This is a genomic window from Palleronia salina (assembly GCF_900141995.1).
Lineage (GTDB): Bacteria > Pseudomonadota > Alphaproteobacteria > Rhodobacterales > Rhodobacteraceae > Palleronia > Palleronia salina.
The window spans coordinates 547,008-561,354 of record NZ_FQZA01000001.1 but is presented as its reverse complement, the minus strand read 5'-3'; the positions used below and the strand labels follow the sequence as shown (position 1 = coordinate 561,354).

Annotated in this window: 12 protein-coding genes; 6 read left to right on the top strand and 6 right to left on the bottom strand. The window is 68.2% G+C overall.

Going from position 1 to position 14,347, the window contains the following annotated elements:
• The first annotated feature begins 218 nt into the window (after window positions 1-218).
• The 4 genes from BUB76_RS02730 to BUB76_RS02715 all read left to right on the top strand — a co-directional run bounded on the left by BUB76_RS02730 (window position 219) and on the right by BUB76_RS02715 (window position 5,743).
• On the top strand, window positions 219-1,076 hold the full coding sequence (locus BUB76_RS02730; protein ID WP_175550254.1) for a YihY/virulence factor BrkB family protein: 858 nt from the start codon (window positions 219-221) through the stop codon (window positions 1,074-1,076).
• A gap of 184 nt (window positions 1,077-1,260) precedes the next feature.
• On the top strand, window positions 1,261-2,352 hold the full coding sequence (locus BUB76_RS02725; protein ID WP_073126388.1) for a TRAP transporter substrate-binding protein: 1,092 nt from the start codon (window positions 1,261-1,263) through the stop codon (window positions 2,350-2,352).
• Between the two features lie 120 nt (window positions 2,353-2,472).
• Complete coding sequence (locus BUB76_RS02720) at window positions 2,473-3,387, top strand: TRAP transporter small permease subunit (protein WP_073126386.1); 915 nt, start codon at window positions 2,473-2,475, stop codon at window positions 3,385-3,387.
• 1 nt (window position 3,388) lies between these two features.
• A complete protein-coding gene (locus BUB76_RS02715; protein ID WP_073126383.1) occupies window positions 3,389-5,743 on the top strand; it encodes a TRAP transporter large permease in 2,355 nt (784 codons plus the stop codon).
• A 285-nt stretch (window positions 5,744-6,028) separates the two neighbouring features.
• Here the strand turns inward: BUB76_RS02715 and BUB76_RS02710 are convergent, their stop codons facing one another.
• The 4 genes from BUB76_RS02710 to BUB76_RS02695 all read right to left on the bottom strand — a co-directional run bounded on the left by BUB76_RS02710 (window position 6,029) and on the right by BUB76_RS02695 (window position 8,448).
• Window positions 6,029-6,862, bottom strand: coding sequence for an arginyltransferase (locus BUB76_RS02710; RefSeq protein ID WP_073126381.1), 834 nt, complete (start codon window positions 6,860-6,862; stop codon window positions 6,029-6,031).
• 79 nt (window positions 6,863-6,941) lie between these two features.
• Window positions 6,942-7,385, bottom strand: coding sequence for an RDD family protein (locus BUB76_RS02705; RefSeq protein WP_073126379.1), 444 nt, complete (start codon window positions 7,383-7,385; stop codon window positions 6,942-6,944).
• Window positions 7,386-7,450: 65 nt separating this feature from the next.
• Complete coding sequence (locus BUB76_RS02700) at window positions 7,451-7,861, bottom strand: DUF2852 domain-containing protein (RefSeq protein WP_073126376.1); 411 nt, start codon at window positions 7,859-7,861, stop codon at window positions 7,451-7,453.
• 101 nt (window positions 7,862-7,962) lie between these two features.
• On the bottom strand, window positions 7,963-8,448 hold the full coding sequence (locus BUB76_RS02695) for a YbaK/EbsC family protein (protein ID WP_073126373.1): 486 nt from the start codon (window positions 8,446-8,448) through the stop codon (window positions 7,963-7,965).
• A gap of 79 nt (window positions 8,449-8,527) precedes the next feature.
• Here BUB76_RS02695 and BUB76_RS02690 point away from each other — a divergent pair, with 79 nt between their 5' ends.
• Both BUB76_RS02690 and BUB76_RS02685 read left to right on the top strand, forming a co-directional pair.
• Window positions 8,528-11,299, top strand: a complete 2,772-nt coding sequence (locus tag BUB76_RS02690) for a [protein-PII] uridylyltransferase family protein (protein ID WP_073126371.1) — start codon at window positions 8,528-8,530, stop codon at window positions 11,297-11,299.
• Window positions 11,300-11,308: 9 nt separating this feature from the next.
• Window positions 11,309-11,584, top strand: a complete 276-nt coding sequence (locus BUB76_RS02685) for a hypothetical protein (protein WP_073126369.1) — start codon at window positions 11,309-11,311, stop codon at window positions 11,582-11,584.
• A gap of 247 nt (window positions 11,585-11,831) precedes the next feature.
• On the opposite strand, the gene eda is transcribed toward BUB76_RS02685, so the two are convergent.
• A complete protein-coding gene (eda, locus tag BUB76_RS02680) occupies window positions 11,832-12,473 on the bottom strand; it encodes a bifunctional 4-hydroxy-2-oxoglutarate aldolase/2-dehydro-3-deoxy-phosphogluconate aldolase (protein WP_073126367.1) in 642 nt (213 codons plus the stop codon).
• 25 nt (window positions 12,474-12,498) lie between these two features.
• Window positions 12,499-14,304 carry a phosphogluconate dehydratase gene (edd, locus tag BUB76_RS02675; RefSeq protein ID WP_073126365.1) on the bottom strand — a complete coding sequence of 602 codons (1,806 nt, stop codon included), beginning with the start codon at window positions 14,302-14,304 and terminating at the stop codon, window positions 12,499-12,501.
• Window positions 14,305-14,347 lie beyond the last annotated feature (43 nt).

Sequence of the window (14,347 nt, the reverse complement as noted above, 5' to 3'; positions counted from 1 at the left end):
GAGCCTGATAGTCAGAGCCGAACGGAGGGTCAACCGCCTGTCGGGGAAAACATGTCCTCGAATTGCATTTTCTTGAACTTTTGTTGCGCGGCAGGGCTCGCTCATGAACTTTTGCGAAATACCGGCCAAGGGAGCGGCGTTTTTCCCGGTGTCGGAACGGCCCCGGCTCCCACGCGTTCGCAATTTGAGAGAAGGGGTGCCACGAGATGACGGACACGATGACACACAGCAGGGCCCGCCCGCAGGGCGTCATCTGGCTGGCCAAGGGCGTGAAGGCCGAGGCCGACCGGATGAAGCTGACGCTCGTCGGCGCCGGCGTCGCGTTCTTCGGCCTGCTGGCGCTGTTCCCCGGCATCGGCGCGATGGTCGCCATCGCCGGTTTGCTGGTCGATCCCGCCATGGTCGTCGACCAGATGGAGACCCTGTCGTCGGTCCTGCCAGCGGCGGCGGCCGAGATCATCGTCGGGCAGGCGCAGGAGGTCGTGTCGAACCGGTCCGGTGGGCTGGGGCTGGCGGCGGCGGCCGGCCTGCTCCTGTCGCTCTATTCCGCATCGAAGGCGATGCAGGGGATCATGGACGGGCTGAACCTGGTCCACGGGGTCGAGGAACAGCGCGGGCTGATCCGCGCGACAGTTCTGAAGCTGTCCCTGACGCTGGGCCTGATCCTCGGTGTTCTCGTCTGCGTCGCGGTGGGGGCGGTGGTGCCCGCGGTCCTGGCGTGGTTGCCGCTGCCCGCGGGGCAGGAAACCTTGATCATGCTCGTGCGCTGGCCGCTTCTGCTGATCATCGCCGGGGCCGGCATCGTGCTGACCTACCGCGTCGCGCCCGCGCGGCGGTTCCCGAGCTGGTCCATGCTCGTCCCGGGCGCGGCGCTGGCCTGCGTGCTCTGGATCCTCGGCAGCATCGGCTTCGCGATCTACGTGCGCAGCTTCGGATCCTACAACGAAACCTTCGGCGCCATCGGCGGCACGATCATCCTTCTCATGTGGATGTGGCTGTCGGCCTGCATCGTCCTTCTGGGGGCCGTGGTGTCGAAACTCCTGGAAGAGCGATCGGAGAAGAGCGACACAACCTGACATGGATTGACCTCTCGGCAACCTGAGCTTGCCGCCCGAAATCGAGACGACTGCGCAATAAAACTGCGCTGGCCTGTCGCGATTCGGTATTTATTCCTCTCGCACCCTTGGCTAGGGTCCGCCCACTGCAACCGATCCGGGCGGGGCGCCAAGACCCCGTGCCGATATCCTTGGGAGGAATGTAATGGATCGTCGCTCTTTTCTGAAAAAGTCCGCTCTGGGCGGCTCGGCCGCCGCCGCCGCCTCGACGCTGGCCGCGCCGCTCTACGCGCAGGGCAACCGGACGTTGACCATGGTGACCTCGGTGCCGGACGGCTTCGCGATCTTCGATGACGCCGCGCAGCTGGCCGCCGACTATATCACCGAAATGACCGACGGTCAGGTGACCATCCAGAAGAACCCCGCCGGTTCGCTGGTCGGCGCGTTCGAAGTGTTCGACGCCGTGTCCGCCGGCCAGGCCGACCTGTATCACTCGGCCGACTACTACTTCCTGAACCAGCACCCGGGCTTCGCCTTCTTCACCGCCGTGCCCTTCGGCATGACCGGCCAGGAAATGGCGAACTGGTACTACCAGCGTGGCGGCCACGAGCTCCACAACGAGCTGGCCAGCCTGTTCAACCTGAAGTCGTTCCTCGCCGGCAACACCGCCATGCAGCCCGGCGGCTGGTTCAACCGCGAAATCACCTCGGCCTCGGACCTGCAGGGCCTGCGCTTCCGCATGCCGGGCCAGGGCGGCCAGGTGCTCAGCCGTCTGGGCGCGTCGGTGCAGAACATCCCCGGTGGCGAAATCTACCAGGCCCTGTCGTCGGGCGCGATCGAGGGCGCCGAGTGGATCGGACCCTACGCGGACGAGCGTCTGGGCTTCCAGGAGATCACCAAGATCTACTACACCGCCGGTTTCCACGAGCCGGGCTCGGCCCTGACCATCGGCATGAATCTCGACGTGTTCAACAGCCTGACCGCCGCCCAGCAGAAGATCGTCGAGGTCGCCTGCGCCGCGGTGCACCAGCACAACTTGTCGCTGTCGCTGGCCGAGAACGGCGCCGCGCTTCAGCGTCTGCAGGACCAGGGTGTCCAGGCCAAGCAGTTCCCCGATGACGTGTGGGATGCCTTCGGCCGCGCTTCGGCCGAGGTCCGCGAGGAGAACATGTCGGACGAGCTGTATGCGAAGATCGCGAACAGCTACTTCGAGTCGATGAATGAATCCGCCAGCTGGGCCGACATCGCCGACAACGAGTACGTGCGTCAGCGCAACCGCGTGAACGCCAGCATGTAAAACCGGAGCCCGGGCCATCGTGGCCCGGGATCTTTGGACGCGGCGCTGCTCCCGATGGTTCGGGGGCAGCGCCTTTCCGCGAAACCGGCAACCATGGCCGGGCGCTGGAGGAGGGGCAAAATGTTGGACGCGCTCGTCTGGTTCGTCAGCAATGTCGGGCTGGGCTTTTACAACTTTCTGTATGCGATCACGCATCCCGCATCGTGGCTTGGCTGGGCCGACCGCGAGGCGCTGGTGCGCTTCATCTATTACGGCGCATCGGTCGAATTCTTCTTCGTGGTGTTCGACATCGTGCTGGTGCTGACGGCGATCGGGATCTGGCGGCAAAGGCTGCTCTGGGCCGGGGTGGTCACGCTCGAAGCGATTTCCAACGGGCTCGGCCGGGTGGTCGCCTGGGCGGGCCTCATCATGGTGCTGCAACAGATCGTCATCGTCTTCGTACAGCGGATCTTCGCGACCTCCAGCATCACGCTGGGCTTCGGCACGTCGGTCACCTTCGACATCAGCTGGTGGGCCGAGGGGCTGAAGTTCTACAACGCCCTGATCGTGGCGCTCTGCGTGTCCTACACCTTCGTCCAGCGCGGCCACGTGCGGGTCGACATCATCTATGCCGCGATCTCGTACCGCGCGAAGCGGATCATCGACATCATCGGCGCCATCATCTTCATGGTGCCCATCGTCGTGCTGATCTGGCTTTACAGCTGGTTCTTCATGTGGCGTCACCTGATCGTGCCCGCGCCCTCGGCGTCGGATACGCTCGACCGCCTGATCCAGCGCTCGCAGATCCTGCGCTGGAACGTCGAGACCACCGGCTTCGCGCCGCAGGGCTTCTCGGCCTATTTCCTCTTCAAGATCCTGCTGGTGCTCTTCGCCGCGCTGGTCTTCCTGCAGGCGGTGACCGTCATCTGGCGCGCCATCGCCGAGCTGCGCGAAGGCCCCGAGGGCGAAAACAAGTACCTGGATCTCGACGTGCTGGAAGACACGACCGCCGGCACGCCCCCCACTGAAAAAGAACTCCAGTCAGGAGCGAACTAAGATGCCATTCGGTCTGGACGGGGTCGAAGTCGCCCTGATCATCACCTTCCTGTGCCTATTCGGCGGGATCCTCTCGGGCTTCCCGGTGGCCTTCGCCATCGGCGGCGCGGGTGTCATTTCCTTCGGTATCGTCGCGGTGCTCGACAACGCGGGCCTGCTCATCCACCAGGCCATCGATACCAGCTCGGCCGAGTATACCGCGCTGGTGGCCGAGGGGGTCGCCCGCGATGCCATCTCGACCTTCCGATACCCCGACCTGCCACGGGTGAACGAGGCGATCTTCCCGCAAGGCTGGGAAGTCGCCATGGACCGCAACCTGTCCTTCGTGGTGAACCGCATCAACGAACGCGTGCTGGCGGGCCAGTCGATCGAGACGCTGCTGGCGGTGCTGATGTTCGTCCTGATGGGCATCACGCTGGAACGCTCGCGCATTGCCAACGACCTGCTGACCACCATGGCGCGGGTCTTCGGCCCGCTGCCCGGCGGTCTCGCCGTTTCGGTGGTCGTCGTGGGAGCGTTCCTGGCGGCCTCGACCGGCATCGTCGGCGCGACCGTGGTGACCATGGGCCTGCTGTCGCTGCCCACAATGCTGCGCAACAACTACTCGCCGGAACTGGCGACGGGCGTCATCGCGGCGTCGGGGACCCTGGGCCAGATCATCCCGCCTTCCATCGTCATCGTGCTGCTGGGCACGCTCGCGGGGGACCTCTACGCCACCGCGCAAGAGGCGCGGGCCCAGGCGCTGGGCTGCCGCGACGCGCTGACCCTGCTGGGCGAGGCGGCCGTGGTTTCGGTCGGCACCCTGTTCCAGGCCGCGCTGCTGCCGGGCATCTTCCTGGCGTTCCTCTACGGCGCCTACGCCTTCGGCTATGCCGTCCTGAACCCGCGCAAGGCGCCGCCGGTCGTGGTCGACGGCGGCTCGGGCGAGATCATCACCCGCAACGAGGCGCTGACCTGGTTCCTGGGCGTGCCCGTCGCGCTGATCGTCGGGCTTTTCGTGCTCAGCGGGGCAGGGATCATCGGCACCCAGACCCTCGGTGATCCGACGCAGGACACGACGGCCTCGGCATCGCTGCGCACCAACGTCTCCGAGCAGTGCCAGGCCTCGATGATCGAGCTGCACGGCCAGGACGCGTGGGACCGCGCGGTCGCCGAACAGGCGGCCATCTCCGAGGCCAGTTCCACCGCGACCGAGACCGCGGCGCCGACCGACGAAGAAGCCGCCGCCGCCGAAGCCGCGCGCATGGCCGATCTCGCCCCCATGGGCACCGGCATTGCCATCGGCCTTCTGCTGGCGGGTCTCGTGCTGGCCCTGGCACGGGGCGTGGCGCCCACCGCGGACCACCGTCCGCTGGCCGTGGGTGCGCTGGGTCTGGTGCTGATCGCCCTGTGCGACCTGGTCTTCGTGGCCCCCACGACGACGCCGGGCGTGACCTTCCTGATCGTCCTGCTGCCGCTCCTGCTGGTCCTCTACGGCCTCAAGGGCGCCGCGGGCCTTTTGGGCAAGAACGACCTGGTGCGCGTGGTCTTCCCGCCGCTGGTGCTGATCATCGCGGTGCTTGGCTCGATCCTGGGGGGCATCACCAACCCGACCCCGGCCGCCGCGCTGGGGGCGGGCGGGGCCATCATGCTGGCGGCCTATCGCCGGCTGCAGGAGGACGGGAAATCCGGCCGCATCATCCTGTGGACGACCTATGCCATCGTGCTGATGATCCTGATCGGGGTGAATTTCGATCTGCGCGTCAACGTGGGCGATGCCGGGTTCGAAACCTGGACGGCCTACATCCTGGCGCAGGCCGCGTATCTCTTCGCGATCTTCGGGATGCTCTACGCCTGCGCGGTGCTGTGGTTCGGCGGCGTGCTGCCGGCCGTGGTGCGCGAGACGGCGAAGGTCACGTCGATGGTGTTCACCATCCTCATCGGCTCGCAGCTGCTGAACCTGGTGGTGATCTCCTACGGGGGCGAGCACTATATTCAGCAGTTCCTGCGCAGCTTCGACAACGAGATGGTCGTCTTCCTGATCGTGATGCTGGTGCTGTTCTTCCTGGGCTTCGTGCTGGACTTCCTCGAGATCATCTACATCGTCATCCCCATCGTGGGCCCCGTCATCTACGGCGGCACCATGGACCCGAAATGGGTGACGATCATGATCGCGGTGAACCTTCAGACCAGCTTCCTGACGCCGCCCTTCGGGTTCGCGCTGTTCTACCTGCGCGGCGTTGCACCGAAGGAGGTCACGACGGGCCACATCTACCGTGGCGTGCTGCCCTTCGTGCTGATCCAGGTGATCGGCCTGGCGCTGCTCTGGACCTTCCCGGGCATCGTCACGCTGGTGCCGTCGCTGTTCCCGAACTGATCCCGGTGGCCGCGCCTTGCGCGGCCCCCGATCTCCGAAAGACAGGGGGCGCGCCGGAGAAATTCCGGCGCGCCCCCTTCCTTTTGCGGCACTGAAAGATGCCGACGCCAGCGAACCGGACCTGTCCGTACGAACAGCGGGGACCGCGTCTGTCCAGGGGCGCGCCCCGCCACATCACTGGTCTTCAAATACTCCGATCCGGCCATCTGCCGTCCGCAGACGATCGCCCGGATGGAAAGCCGAGGCTGCCTTGACGGCCGCCCGCGCGGAACGCGAGCAGGGTCGTCAGTCGCGCCCGTTCATCGTGTCGGGCAAGTCGATCCGGGCCACCTGTTCGGCGATGGGATCGGTCGACAGGGGCTGGGTCTTGGCCGAGAACGCCTCGGGCGAGGTCAGCGTCTGCCAGCGCCGGTCGGCATAGACCTCCAGCGCGTCGAACTTGGCCTTGTAGCCCATCTTGGGGCTGCCCGGCACCCAGTAGCCCAGGTAGACATAGGGCAGGCCGGCCTCGCGCGCGATCTCCACGTGGTCGAGGATCGCGAAGGTCCCCAACGAGTCGCCCGCCAGGTCCGGGTCGAAGAACGAATAGACCATGGACAGCCCGTCATCGAGCACGTCGGTCAGGCATACGGCTGCAAGGTCCGAGCTGCCGTCATTCGCGTCGGTCGCGGCGTATTCCACCACGCGGCTGCGAATGGGCGTCTCCTCGATCATCGCCGCGAATTCGAAGATATCCATGTCGGCCATGCCGCCATCGGCGTGGCGGCTGTCCAGATAACGGCGGAACAAAGCGTATTGATCTTCGGTCGCCCAGGGTGCGTTGGCCCGGCGGCTCAGATGCGCATTGCGCTTGAGAACCCGGCGCTGGGTGCGCGATGGCTTGAAATCCGCCACCCGGATCCGCGCCGACAGGCAGGCCGAGCATTCGGCGCAGCTGGGCCGGTAGAGCACGTTCTGCGACCGGCGGAAGCCCTGTTTCGACAGGCTGTCGTTCAGCAATTGCGCCTCGTCGCCCTGCAGGGACGTGAACAGCTTACGCTCCATGCGGCCCGGCAGATACGGACAGCTCTGGGGCGCCGTCACGTAGAATTGCGGCGCAAGTGGTAACGAATGACGCATGCGATCCCCTGGGCAGACGAACCAGAGCCTAGCAACGCATCATCTGCACGCCAAGCCCCGCCGTGGTCGCGTTTTCCGCTCAGCCCGCCGCGCGATTGATCGCCGCCGTGCCGATCACGTGGTCGGTCAGACCCTGCGCCCGGGGGGTGGCCAGCATCATCACGCCCGAGACCAGCTGCAGCGGGAAGACCGCCATCGAGGCCGCGTAGCCGGCCGTGTGAAGAAATGCCGCGGTCAGGTCCAAGGGAAGGCCGCGATGGTCACGGATCTCGATCGCCATGAGGCGCATGCCCCAGGTCGCCGATCCGCGTGCGAGGGTTGCCGTGCGATAGGCGAAGCCGACGCAGGCCGCGAAGAACGGGAAGTAGAAGATCGAGGTGAACAGCGTCAGCGGCGTCAGGACCAGCGACAGCGCGAAGATCGCGCAGATATCCACCAGCCACGCCAGGGCGCGCTTGGTCGGCACGCCCGCGTAGAACGCGTCGTGCAGGTCCGGGTCGGGCAGGCCGGGATGGGGCGTCATGTCGGGTCCTTCAACGGGGCGCCGCCCCTCGAGGGGGGCGGTGTCGCTTGTCTGGGTGATCGGGGTCATGCGTCTTCCGATTCACGCTGGTCGTTGTCGCGCTTCTTGGCGCGTTCGTCCATGAACTGGTCGAACTCGGCCTTGTCCTTCGCTTCGCGCAGGCGCTTGAGGAACTTCTCGAAGGCCTCCTGCTCGTCTTCCAGCCGGCGCAGCGTCTCGGTCCGGTAGGCGTCGAACGCGGCGTTCCCGCTCGACCCGTGCGCGGTGAACCGGGCCCGGCGCGTGGCGCAGCCGCCGCCCTGGAACTTGCCGCGGAACAGCATGAACGCCAGCAGCGCGAGGCCCACGGGCCAGAACAGGATGAAACCCAGCACCATGGCCGCAATCCAGGCGCCCTTGCCGCGGGCGTCGAGCCAGGCTTCGGTGCGCGACAGGTAACTGCCGGTCTGCTGCGGGACGTCTGCGAATGTGGTCATTGTCTTCGGTCCTTTCCGAATTGCCGTGAATGTAAATTCCTTTCACATCACTCCAGATGCGCATCCGGGGTCGACCCTGCAAGGGTCCATGTGAAAACAATTTACATTTCCGGTGAAGGACCCGCGAAATCAGCCACTTGCAGGCCGAATTTTTCGACCAGGACACCCGGCGCAATGGGGAAATTGTGGCGCGGGGTGCCGGCGGCGCACCAGATCACGTCGAAATCCAGCAACCGGCGGTCCAGAAAGGCCGGGCAGGGCGACAGGTGGCCCACGGGCGCGACCCCACCGATGGCGAAGCCCGTCTGCGCGCGGATCAGCGCCGCATCGGCCTTGCCCAGCGGCTCGCCCACCAGGGCAGCGGCGCGGTCCGGATCCACCCTGTTGCCGCCCGCGGTCAGGAACAGGACGGCCCGGTCGCTGTCCTCGGCGCGGAAGATGATGGATTTGCCGATCTGGTCGGTTTCGACCCCCAGCGCGGCGGCGGCCTCGGCCGCGGTGCGGGTCTGGGTCGTGGCCTCGGTCGGGGTGACGTCGAGACCGGCATCGGACAGTGCGCGCATCACGCGTTTCAGGCTTTTGCTCATGGCGCCAAGTGGTGCCAGCAGGCCGCACGGGCCGCAAGGGTGCTTGACCATTCCGGCCGGGCAGCGTCACGGTCGCCCCATGGATTTCGCCAGCCGCCTGTCCCGACAGCCCCGCCCCTACGACACCGACCGCGCCGCCGAGGCCGCGGCGCTGTTCGACGACCAGGCGCCGGTGCTGCGGGACCTTCTGTCCGGCACGGCGGGCTGCAGCCCGTACCTGTGGGGGCTGATGACGCGCGAGGCCGAGTGGCTGCGCGCGACGCTGGCGGGCAGCCCCGAGGCCGCGCTCGACCAGACGCTGGCCGCCATCGACGGTGACCTGTCCGTCGCGTTGCGGGTGGCCAAGCGGCGGGTGGCGCTGATTGCCGCGCTCGCGGATATCGGCGGGATCTGGAGCCTCGAGGACGTGACCGGCGCGCTCACGCGCATGGCCGATCGGGCGACGCACCTGGCGCTCAGCAGCGAGGTCGGCCGCCTGATCGACCGGGGCAAGCTGCCCGGCTTGATGGAGGCGGATGTCGAGACTGCGGGCGGGCTCACGGCGCTGGCCATGGGCAAGCAGGGCGCGTTCGAGCTGAATTATTCCAGCGATATCGACCTTATCGTTCTGTTCGACGACGACCGTTTCGCGCGCGACGACATCCCAGACGCGCGGGCGGGCTTCGTCCGGGCGACCCGCGCCGCCTGCAAGCTGCTGAGCGAGCAGACCGCCGAAGGGTACGTCTTTCGCACCGACCTGCGGCTGCGCCCCGATCCCAGCGTCACGCCCGTGGCCATGGCCATGTCGCGGGCCGAGCGGTACTACGAGTCGCTCGGCCGCACCTGGGAGCGGGCGGCCCATATCAAGGCGCGTCCCTGCGCGGGCGATCTCGTCGCGGGGCAGGGGTATCTCGACCGGCTGCGCCCCTTCGTGTGGCGGCGGCACCTGGACTTCGCCGCGATCCAGGACGCCCACGACATGCGCCTGCGCATCCGCGACCACAAGGGGCTGGGCGGGCCGATCACGCTGCCCGGGCACGACATGAAGCTGGGCCGTGGCGGGATCCGCGAGATCGAGTTCTTCACCCAGACCCGGCAGATCATCGCGGGGGGGCGCGATCCGTCGCTGCGGGTGCGCGGCACGCTCGAAGGATTGGCGCGGCTGGTCGACGCGGGCTGGATCCCGTCCGAGATCGCGGACGAGTTGACCGGGCACTACCGCTTCCACCGCACGGTCGAACACCGGCTCCAGATGGTCGCCGACGCGCAGACCCACGCGCTGCCCGATAGCGACGAGGGCTTTCACCGCCTGGCCGCGATGATGGACCGCGACGTGGACGCGCTGCGGGGCGAGCTGCGCGACCGGCTGCACCGCGTGTCCGAGCTGACCGAGGGCTTCTTTGCCGGCGACGACCGCGCCGTGGCGCAGATGCCCGAGCTGAGCGCGCAGCAGGAAGAGATGATGGAGGCCTGGCGCGGTCTGCCGGCCCTGCGCTCGGAACGCGCGCTGGACATCTTCGACCGGATCAAGCCGGCGCTGCTGCGCCGCCTGCTGGGCAGCGCACGGCCCGACCAGGCGCTGGCGCGGTTCGACGATTTCCTGCGGGGCCTGCCGGCTGGCGTGCAGCTGTTCTCGCTCTTCGAGGCCAACCCGCAGCTGATCGACCTGATCGCCGACATCGCCGGCACGACGCCCGACCTCGCCGGGTATCTGTCGCAGAACTCCTCGGTGCTCGACGCGGTGATCGGCGGGGCGTTCTTCGCCGACTGGCCGGGGCAGGCCGCGCTGGAGACCGCGCTGGCCCGCGCGCTGACCGAGGCCGACGATTACGAGGAACGGCTCGACGCAGCGCGGGCCTGGGCGCGCGACTGGCATTTCCGGGTGGGTGTGCATCACCTGCGCGGTCTCATCGACGGGGCCGAGGCGCAGCGGCAATACACCGACCTGGCCCGCGCGGTCGTGGCACAGATCTGGCCGGTGGTGATCGCCGATTTCGCCACCCGCCACGGCGCGCCGCCGGGGCGCGGGGCCATGGTGCTGGGCATGGGGTCGGTGGGGGCCGGGGCGTTGAACGCGCGCTCGGACCTGGACCTGATCGTGATCTACGATGCCGACGGGCAGGAGTCCTCGGACGGGCGGCGCCCCCTGGGCGCGCGGGTTTACTACACGCGGCTGACCCAGGCGCTGGTGACCGCGCTGCAGGCGCCCATGGCGCAGGGGCGGCTTTACGAGGTCGACATGCGGCTGCGGCCCTCGGGGCGTCAGGGGCCGGTGGCCGTGTCGCTGGCGTCCTTCCGCAATTACCAGCGCGACGAGGCCTGGACGTGGGAGCACCTGGCGCTGACCCGCGCGACGCCTCTGGCGGGCCCCGAGCCCCTGTGCCGCGCCGTCGACGAGGTGCGCGACGCGGTGCTGGCGCAGGATCACGCCCGGGCCGATGTCGCGCGTGACGTGTCCGAAATGCGCCGCCGCCTGCACGACGCCCGCCCCCGCGCGGCGTGGGAGGCAAAGGATGGCCCGGGCGGGTTGCAGGATATCGAGCTGCTGGCGACGGCGCTTGGCCTGCTGTCCGGCGCTGGCGGTCGCGACGTGGCGGGACAGGTGCAGGCGGGCCGCGCCGCCGGGCTGATTCCGCACGACCCGGCGGACGCCCTGCTGGCGGCCCACGCCACCCTGTCGGCGTTTCGCATGGCGGCAAGGCTGCTGGGCCCCGCCGCGCCCGATGCCGAGACGACCGGCAGCTCCGGCGAGGCGCTGATCCTGCGCGCGCTGGGGAAAGACAGCCGCGCGGAGGCCGGGCGAGAGCTGGTGACGTTGCAGGACAGCGCCGCACGCATCATCGAGGATTGCCTTGCGGGCTGGGCGGAATAAGACTTGGGCATGCGCCGTGACCCCGACCCCATGGACCCAAAGGGCCTGATCCGCGAATCCTTCGCGATCGAGGGAATCAGCCTGCCGGAATGCCGGTCGATCCTGATGGATTGGGCGCTGTCGCTGCCCGACGACATGCCGCCCGAACGCGCGATCCGCGCGTTGCTGTCACGCCACCAGGGCGCGCCCCGCGATCACCCGATGCAACAGGTCCTGCGCGAGGGGCTCAACACCCCGCCGGCGCCCCGCCGCCGGGGCGGGCGGGCCGGACGGCTGTCGAACTGATCCAGCGTCTTGACCGCGGCGAGCGGTCCGCCGTGAGTATTTCCGGACCAGTGATGCGGAGGGACGGCGCCTTCTTCGGGCGACGCTCCAAGACGCCGAAGTCGCGCCTGCTGTATCCGTCTGGATCAGGGATTTGGCAGACCAGTGATGCGGGACGCGCGGCCCGTCTCATCACTGGTCTTCAAATACTCCTGCCGGAGGGCCGCAACCGGTGCTTCGACCGAACCTTTCGCGCTTGCGGGGGCGATCAGCGCGCCAGCGCGGCGGCCTCGCGGGCCAGCTCGGTGATGCCGTCCCAGTCGCCCGCCTCGACCTTGTCCTGCGGCGCGACCCACGAGCCGCCCACGCAGAGCGTGTTGGACAGGCCAAGGTAGTCCGGCGCGTTCTTCAGGCTGACGCCGCCCGTGGGGCAGAACCGGATCTGCGGCAGCGGCGCCCCGATGGCCTTCAGCGCGGGCGCCCCGCCGTTTGCCTCGGCGGGGAAGAATTTCTGCACGGTATAGCCCCGCTCGAGCAGCGCCATCGCCTCGGTCGAGGTCGCGGCGCCGGGCAGCATCGGCAGCTCGGCCTCTTCGGCCGCATCCAGCAGCTTGGCGGTCGAGCCGGGCGAGACGCCGAAGCGCGCCCCGGCCTTCACCGCCGCCGAAACGTCCGCCGGGGTGAGCAAGGTGCCCGCGCCGACCGTGCCGCCCTCGACCGTGGCCATCTCGGCGATGACCTCGAGCGCGGCAGGGGTGCGCAGGGTGACCTCCAGCGCTGGAAGGCCGCCCGCCACCAGCGCGCGCGCGAGCGGCGCGGCGTGGGCGGGGTCGTGGACCACCAGCACCGGGATCACCGGCGCCAGGCGGCAAATCTGTTCGGCCTGGGCCGAGGCTTGGCTGGGGTTCATGCTCTGCTCTCCTGGTTGTCCTGTCTCAAACGACGGTGCCCGCGCCCTGGCTGGCCAGGCCCACGTTCTGGCGGAAGACCTCGAACAGTTCGCGGCCGACGCCGTGGCCGTTGTCGCTCAGGTCCGCCGTGGCGACCTCGCGGCTGTCGAGATCGACGTCCAGCACGTCGAGCGTGCCCTTGGTCGCGTCCACTCGCACCACGTCGCCGTCGCGCAGCCTTGCGAGCGGGCCGCCGAGCGCCGCCTCGGGCGAGACGTGGATGCAGGCGGGCACCTTGCCGCTCGCCCCCGACATGCGGCCATCGGTGACCAGGGCGACCTTGAGCCCCTTGTCCTGCAGGTTCGCCAGCAGGGGGGTGAGCGAATGCAGCTCGGGCATGCCGTTGGCGCGCGGCCCCTGGAAGCGGACGACGACCACAGTGTCTTCCGTGATCTCGCCCGCGCGGCACGCGGCCTTGACCTGTTCCTGGTTCTCGAAGATCCGGCAGGGCGCCTCGATCACGTGATACTCGGATTTCACCGCCGAGATCTTCATCGCGCCGCGGCCGAGGTTGCCCTTCAGATCCGCCATGCCGCCCGTGGGCTGGAACGGGTCCGACACGGGGCGCAGGATCTTGTCGTTGTGGGTCGTGCGGTCGGCATCTTCCCAGACGATGCGGTCGTCCTTCAGCTTCGGCTCTTTCACGTAATCCTTCAGCCCGTCGCCCATCACAGTAAGCGTGTCACCGTGCAGCAGGCCGCCGTCGATCAGCTCGCCGATCATGTAGGTCAGGCCGCCCGCGGCGTGGAAGTGGTTCACGTCCGCAAGGCCGTTGGGATAGACCTTCGCCATCAGCGGCACGACGGACGAGATGTCGGCGAAATCCTGCAGGTCCAACTGCACGCCCGCCGCCCGCGCCATGGCCGGCAGGTGAATGAGCAGGTTGGTCGACCCGCCCGTGGCCATCAGCCCGACGATCCCGTTCACGAAGGCCTTTTCATCCAGCACCTGTCCCGCGGGGCGGTAGTCGTTGCCCATCTGGGTGATCTGCGTCGCCCGTTCGACCCCGGCGACGGTCAGCGCGTCGCGCAGCGGCGTGTTGGGATTCACGAAGCTGGCGCCGGGCAGGTGCAGCCCCATGAACTCCATCAGCATCTGGTTGGAATTGGCGGTGCCGTAGAAGGTGCAGGTGCCCGGCCCGTGATAGGACGCCATTTCGGCTTCCATCAGCTTGTCGCGACCGACTTCGCCGGCAGCGAATTGCTGGCGCACCTTGGCCTTCTCGTCGTTGGGCAGGCCGCTGGTCATGGGGCCCGCCGGCAGGAAAATCGCGGGGATGTAGCCGAAGGTCGCCGCGCCGATGACAAGGCCCGGCACGATCTTGTCGCACACGCCCAGGTACAACGCCGAGTCGTAGCAGTTGTGCGACAGCCCCACGCCGGTGGCGAGCGCGATGACATCGCGCGAGAACAGCGAAAGCTCCATCCCCACCTGGCCCTGGGTGATCCCGTCGCACATGGCCGGGACCCCGCCCGCGACCTGCGCCGTGGCGCCGAAGTTGCGCGCCGCCGTGCGGATCAGGTCGGGGAACCGCTCGAACGGCTGGTGGGCCGACAGCATGTCGTTATAGGCGGTGATGATCCCGATATTGGGCTGGTTCTCGGTGGCGAGCCTGTCCTGGTCCTGTCCCGCGCCGGCGTAGGCGTGGGCCTGGTTGCCGCAGGTCAGGTGCGCGCGGCGGGGGCCTTCCTCGGCGGCGCGGGCCATGCGGTCGAGATAGGTCGACCGGCTGTCCTTCGAGCGTTCGACGATGCGGGCGGTGACGTCTGCGATCGTGGCGTTCAGGGGCATGGGAATCCTCCTCTGTCGGCACTGTGCGTCCGTCGGGGCGACG

What these genes read in the sequence shown, in the direction of transcription:
- BUB76_RS02730 (WP_175550254.1), top strand. Translation starts at nt 219, where the DNA reads ATGACACACAGCAGGGCCCGCCCGCAGGGCGTCATCTGGCTGGCCAAG.
- BUB76_RS02725 (WP_073126388.1), top strand. Translation starts at nt 1,261, where the DNA reads ATGGATCGTCGCTCTTTTCTGAAAAAGTCCGCTCTGGGCGGCTCGGCC.
- BUB76_RS02720 (WP_073126386.1), top strand. Translation starts at nt 2,473, where the DNA reads ATGTTGGACGCGCTCGTCTGGTTCGTCAGCAATGTCGGGCTGGGCTTT.
- BUB76_RS02715 (WP_073126383.1), top strand. Translation starts at nt 3,389, where the DNA reads ATGCCATTCGGTCTGGACGGGGTCGAAGTCGCCCTGATCATCACCTTC.
- BUB76_RS02710 (WP_073126381.1), bottom strand. Translation starts at nt 6,862, where the DNA reads ATGCGTCATTCGTTACCACTTGCGCCGCAATTCTACGTGACGGCGCCC.
- BUB76_RS02705 (WP_073126379.1), bottom strand. Translation starts at nt 7,385, where the DNA reads ATGACGCCCCATCCCGGCCTGCCCGACCCGGACCTGCACGACGCGTTC.
- BUB76_RS02700 (WP_073126376.1), bottom strand. Translation starts at nt 7,861, where the DNA reads ATGACCACATTCGCAGACGTCCCGCAGCAGACCGGCAGTTACCTGTCG.
- BUB76_RS02695 (WP_073126373.1), bottom strand. Translation starts at nt 8,448, where the DNA reads ATGAGCAAAAGCCTGAAACGCGTGATGCGCGCACTGTCCGATGCCGGT.
- BUB76_RS02690 (WP_073126371.1), top strand. Translation starts at nt 8,528, where the DNA reads ATGGATTTCGCCAGCCGCCTGTCCCGACAGCCCCGCCCCTACGACACC.
- BUB76_RS02685 (WP_073126369.1), top strand. Translation starts at nt 11,309, where the DNA reads ATGCGCCGTGACCCCGACCCCATGGACCCAAAGGGCCTGATCCGCGAA.
- eda (WP_073126367.1), bottom strand. Translation starts at nt 12,473, where the DNA reads ATGAACCCCAGCCAAGCCTCGGCCCAGGCCGAACAGATTTGCCGCCTG.
- edd (WP_073126365.1), bottom strand. Translation starts at nt 14,304, where the DNA reads ATGCCCCTGAACGCCACGATCGCAGACGTCACCGCCCGCATCGTCGAA.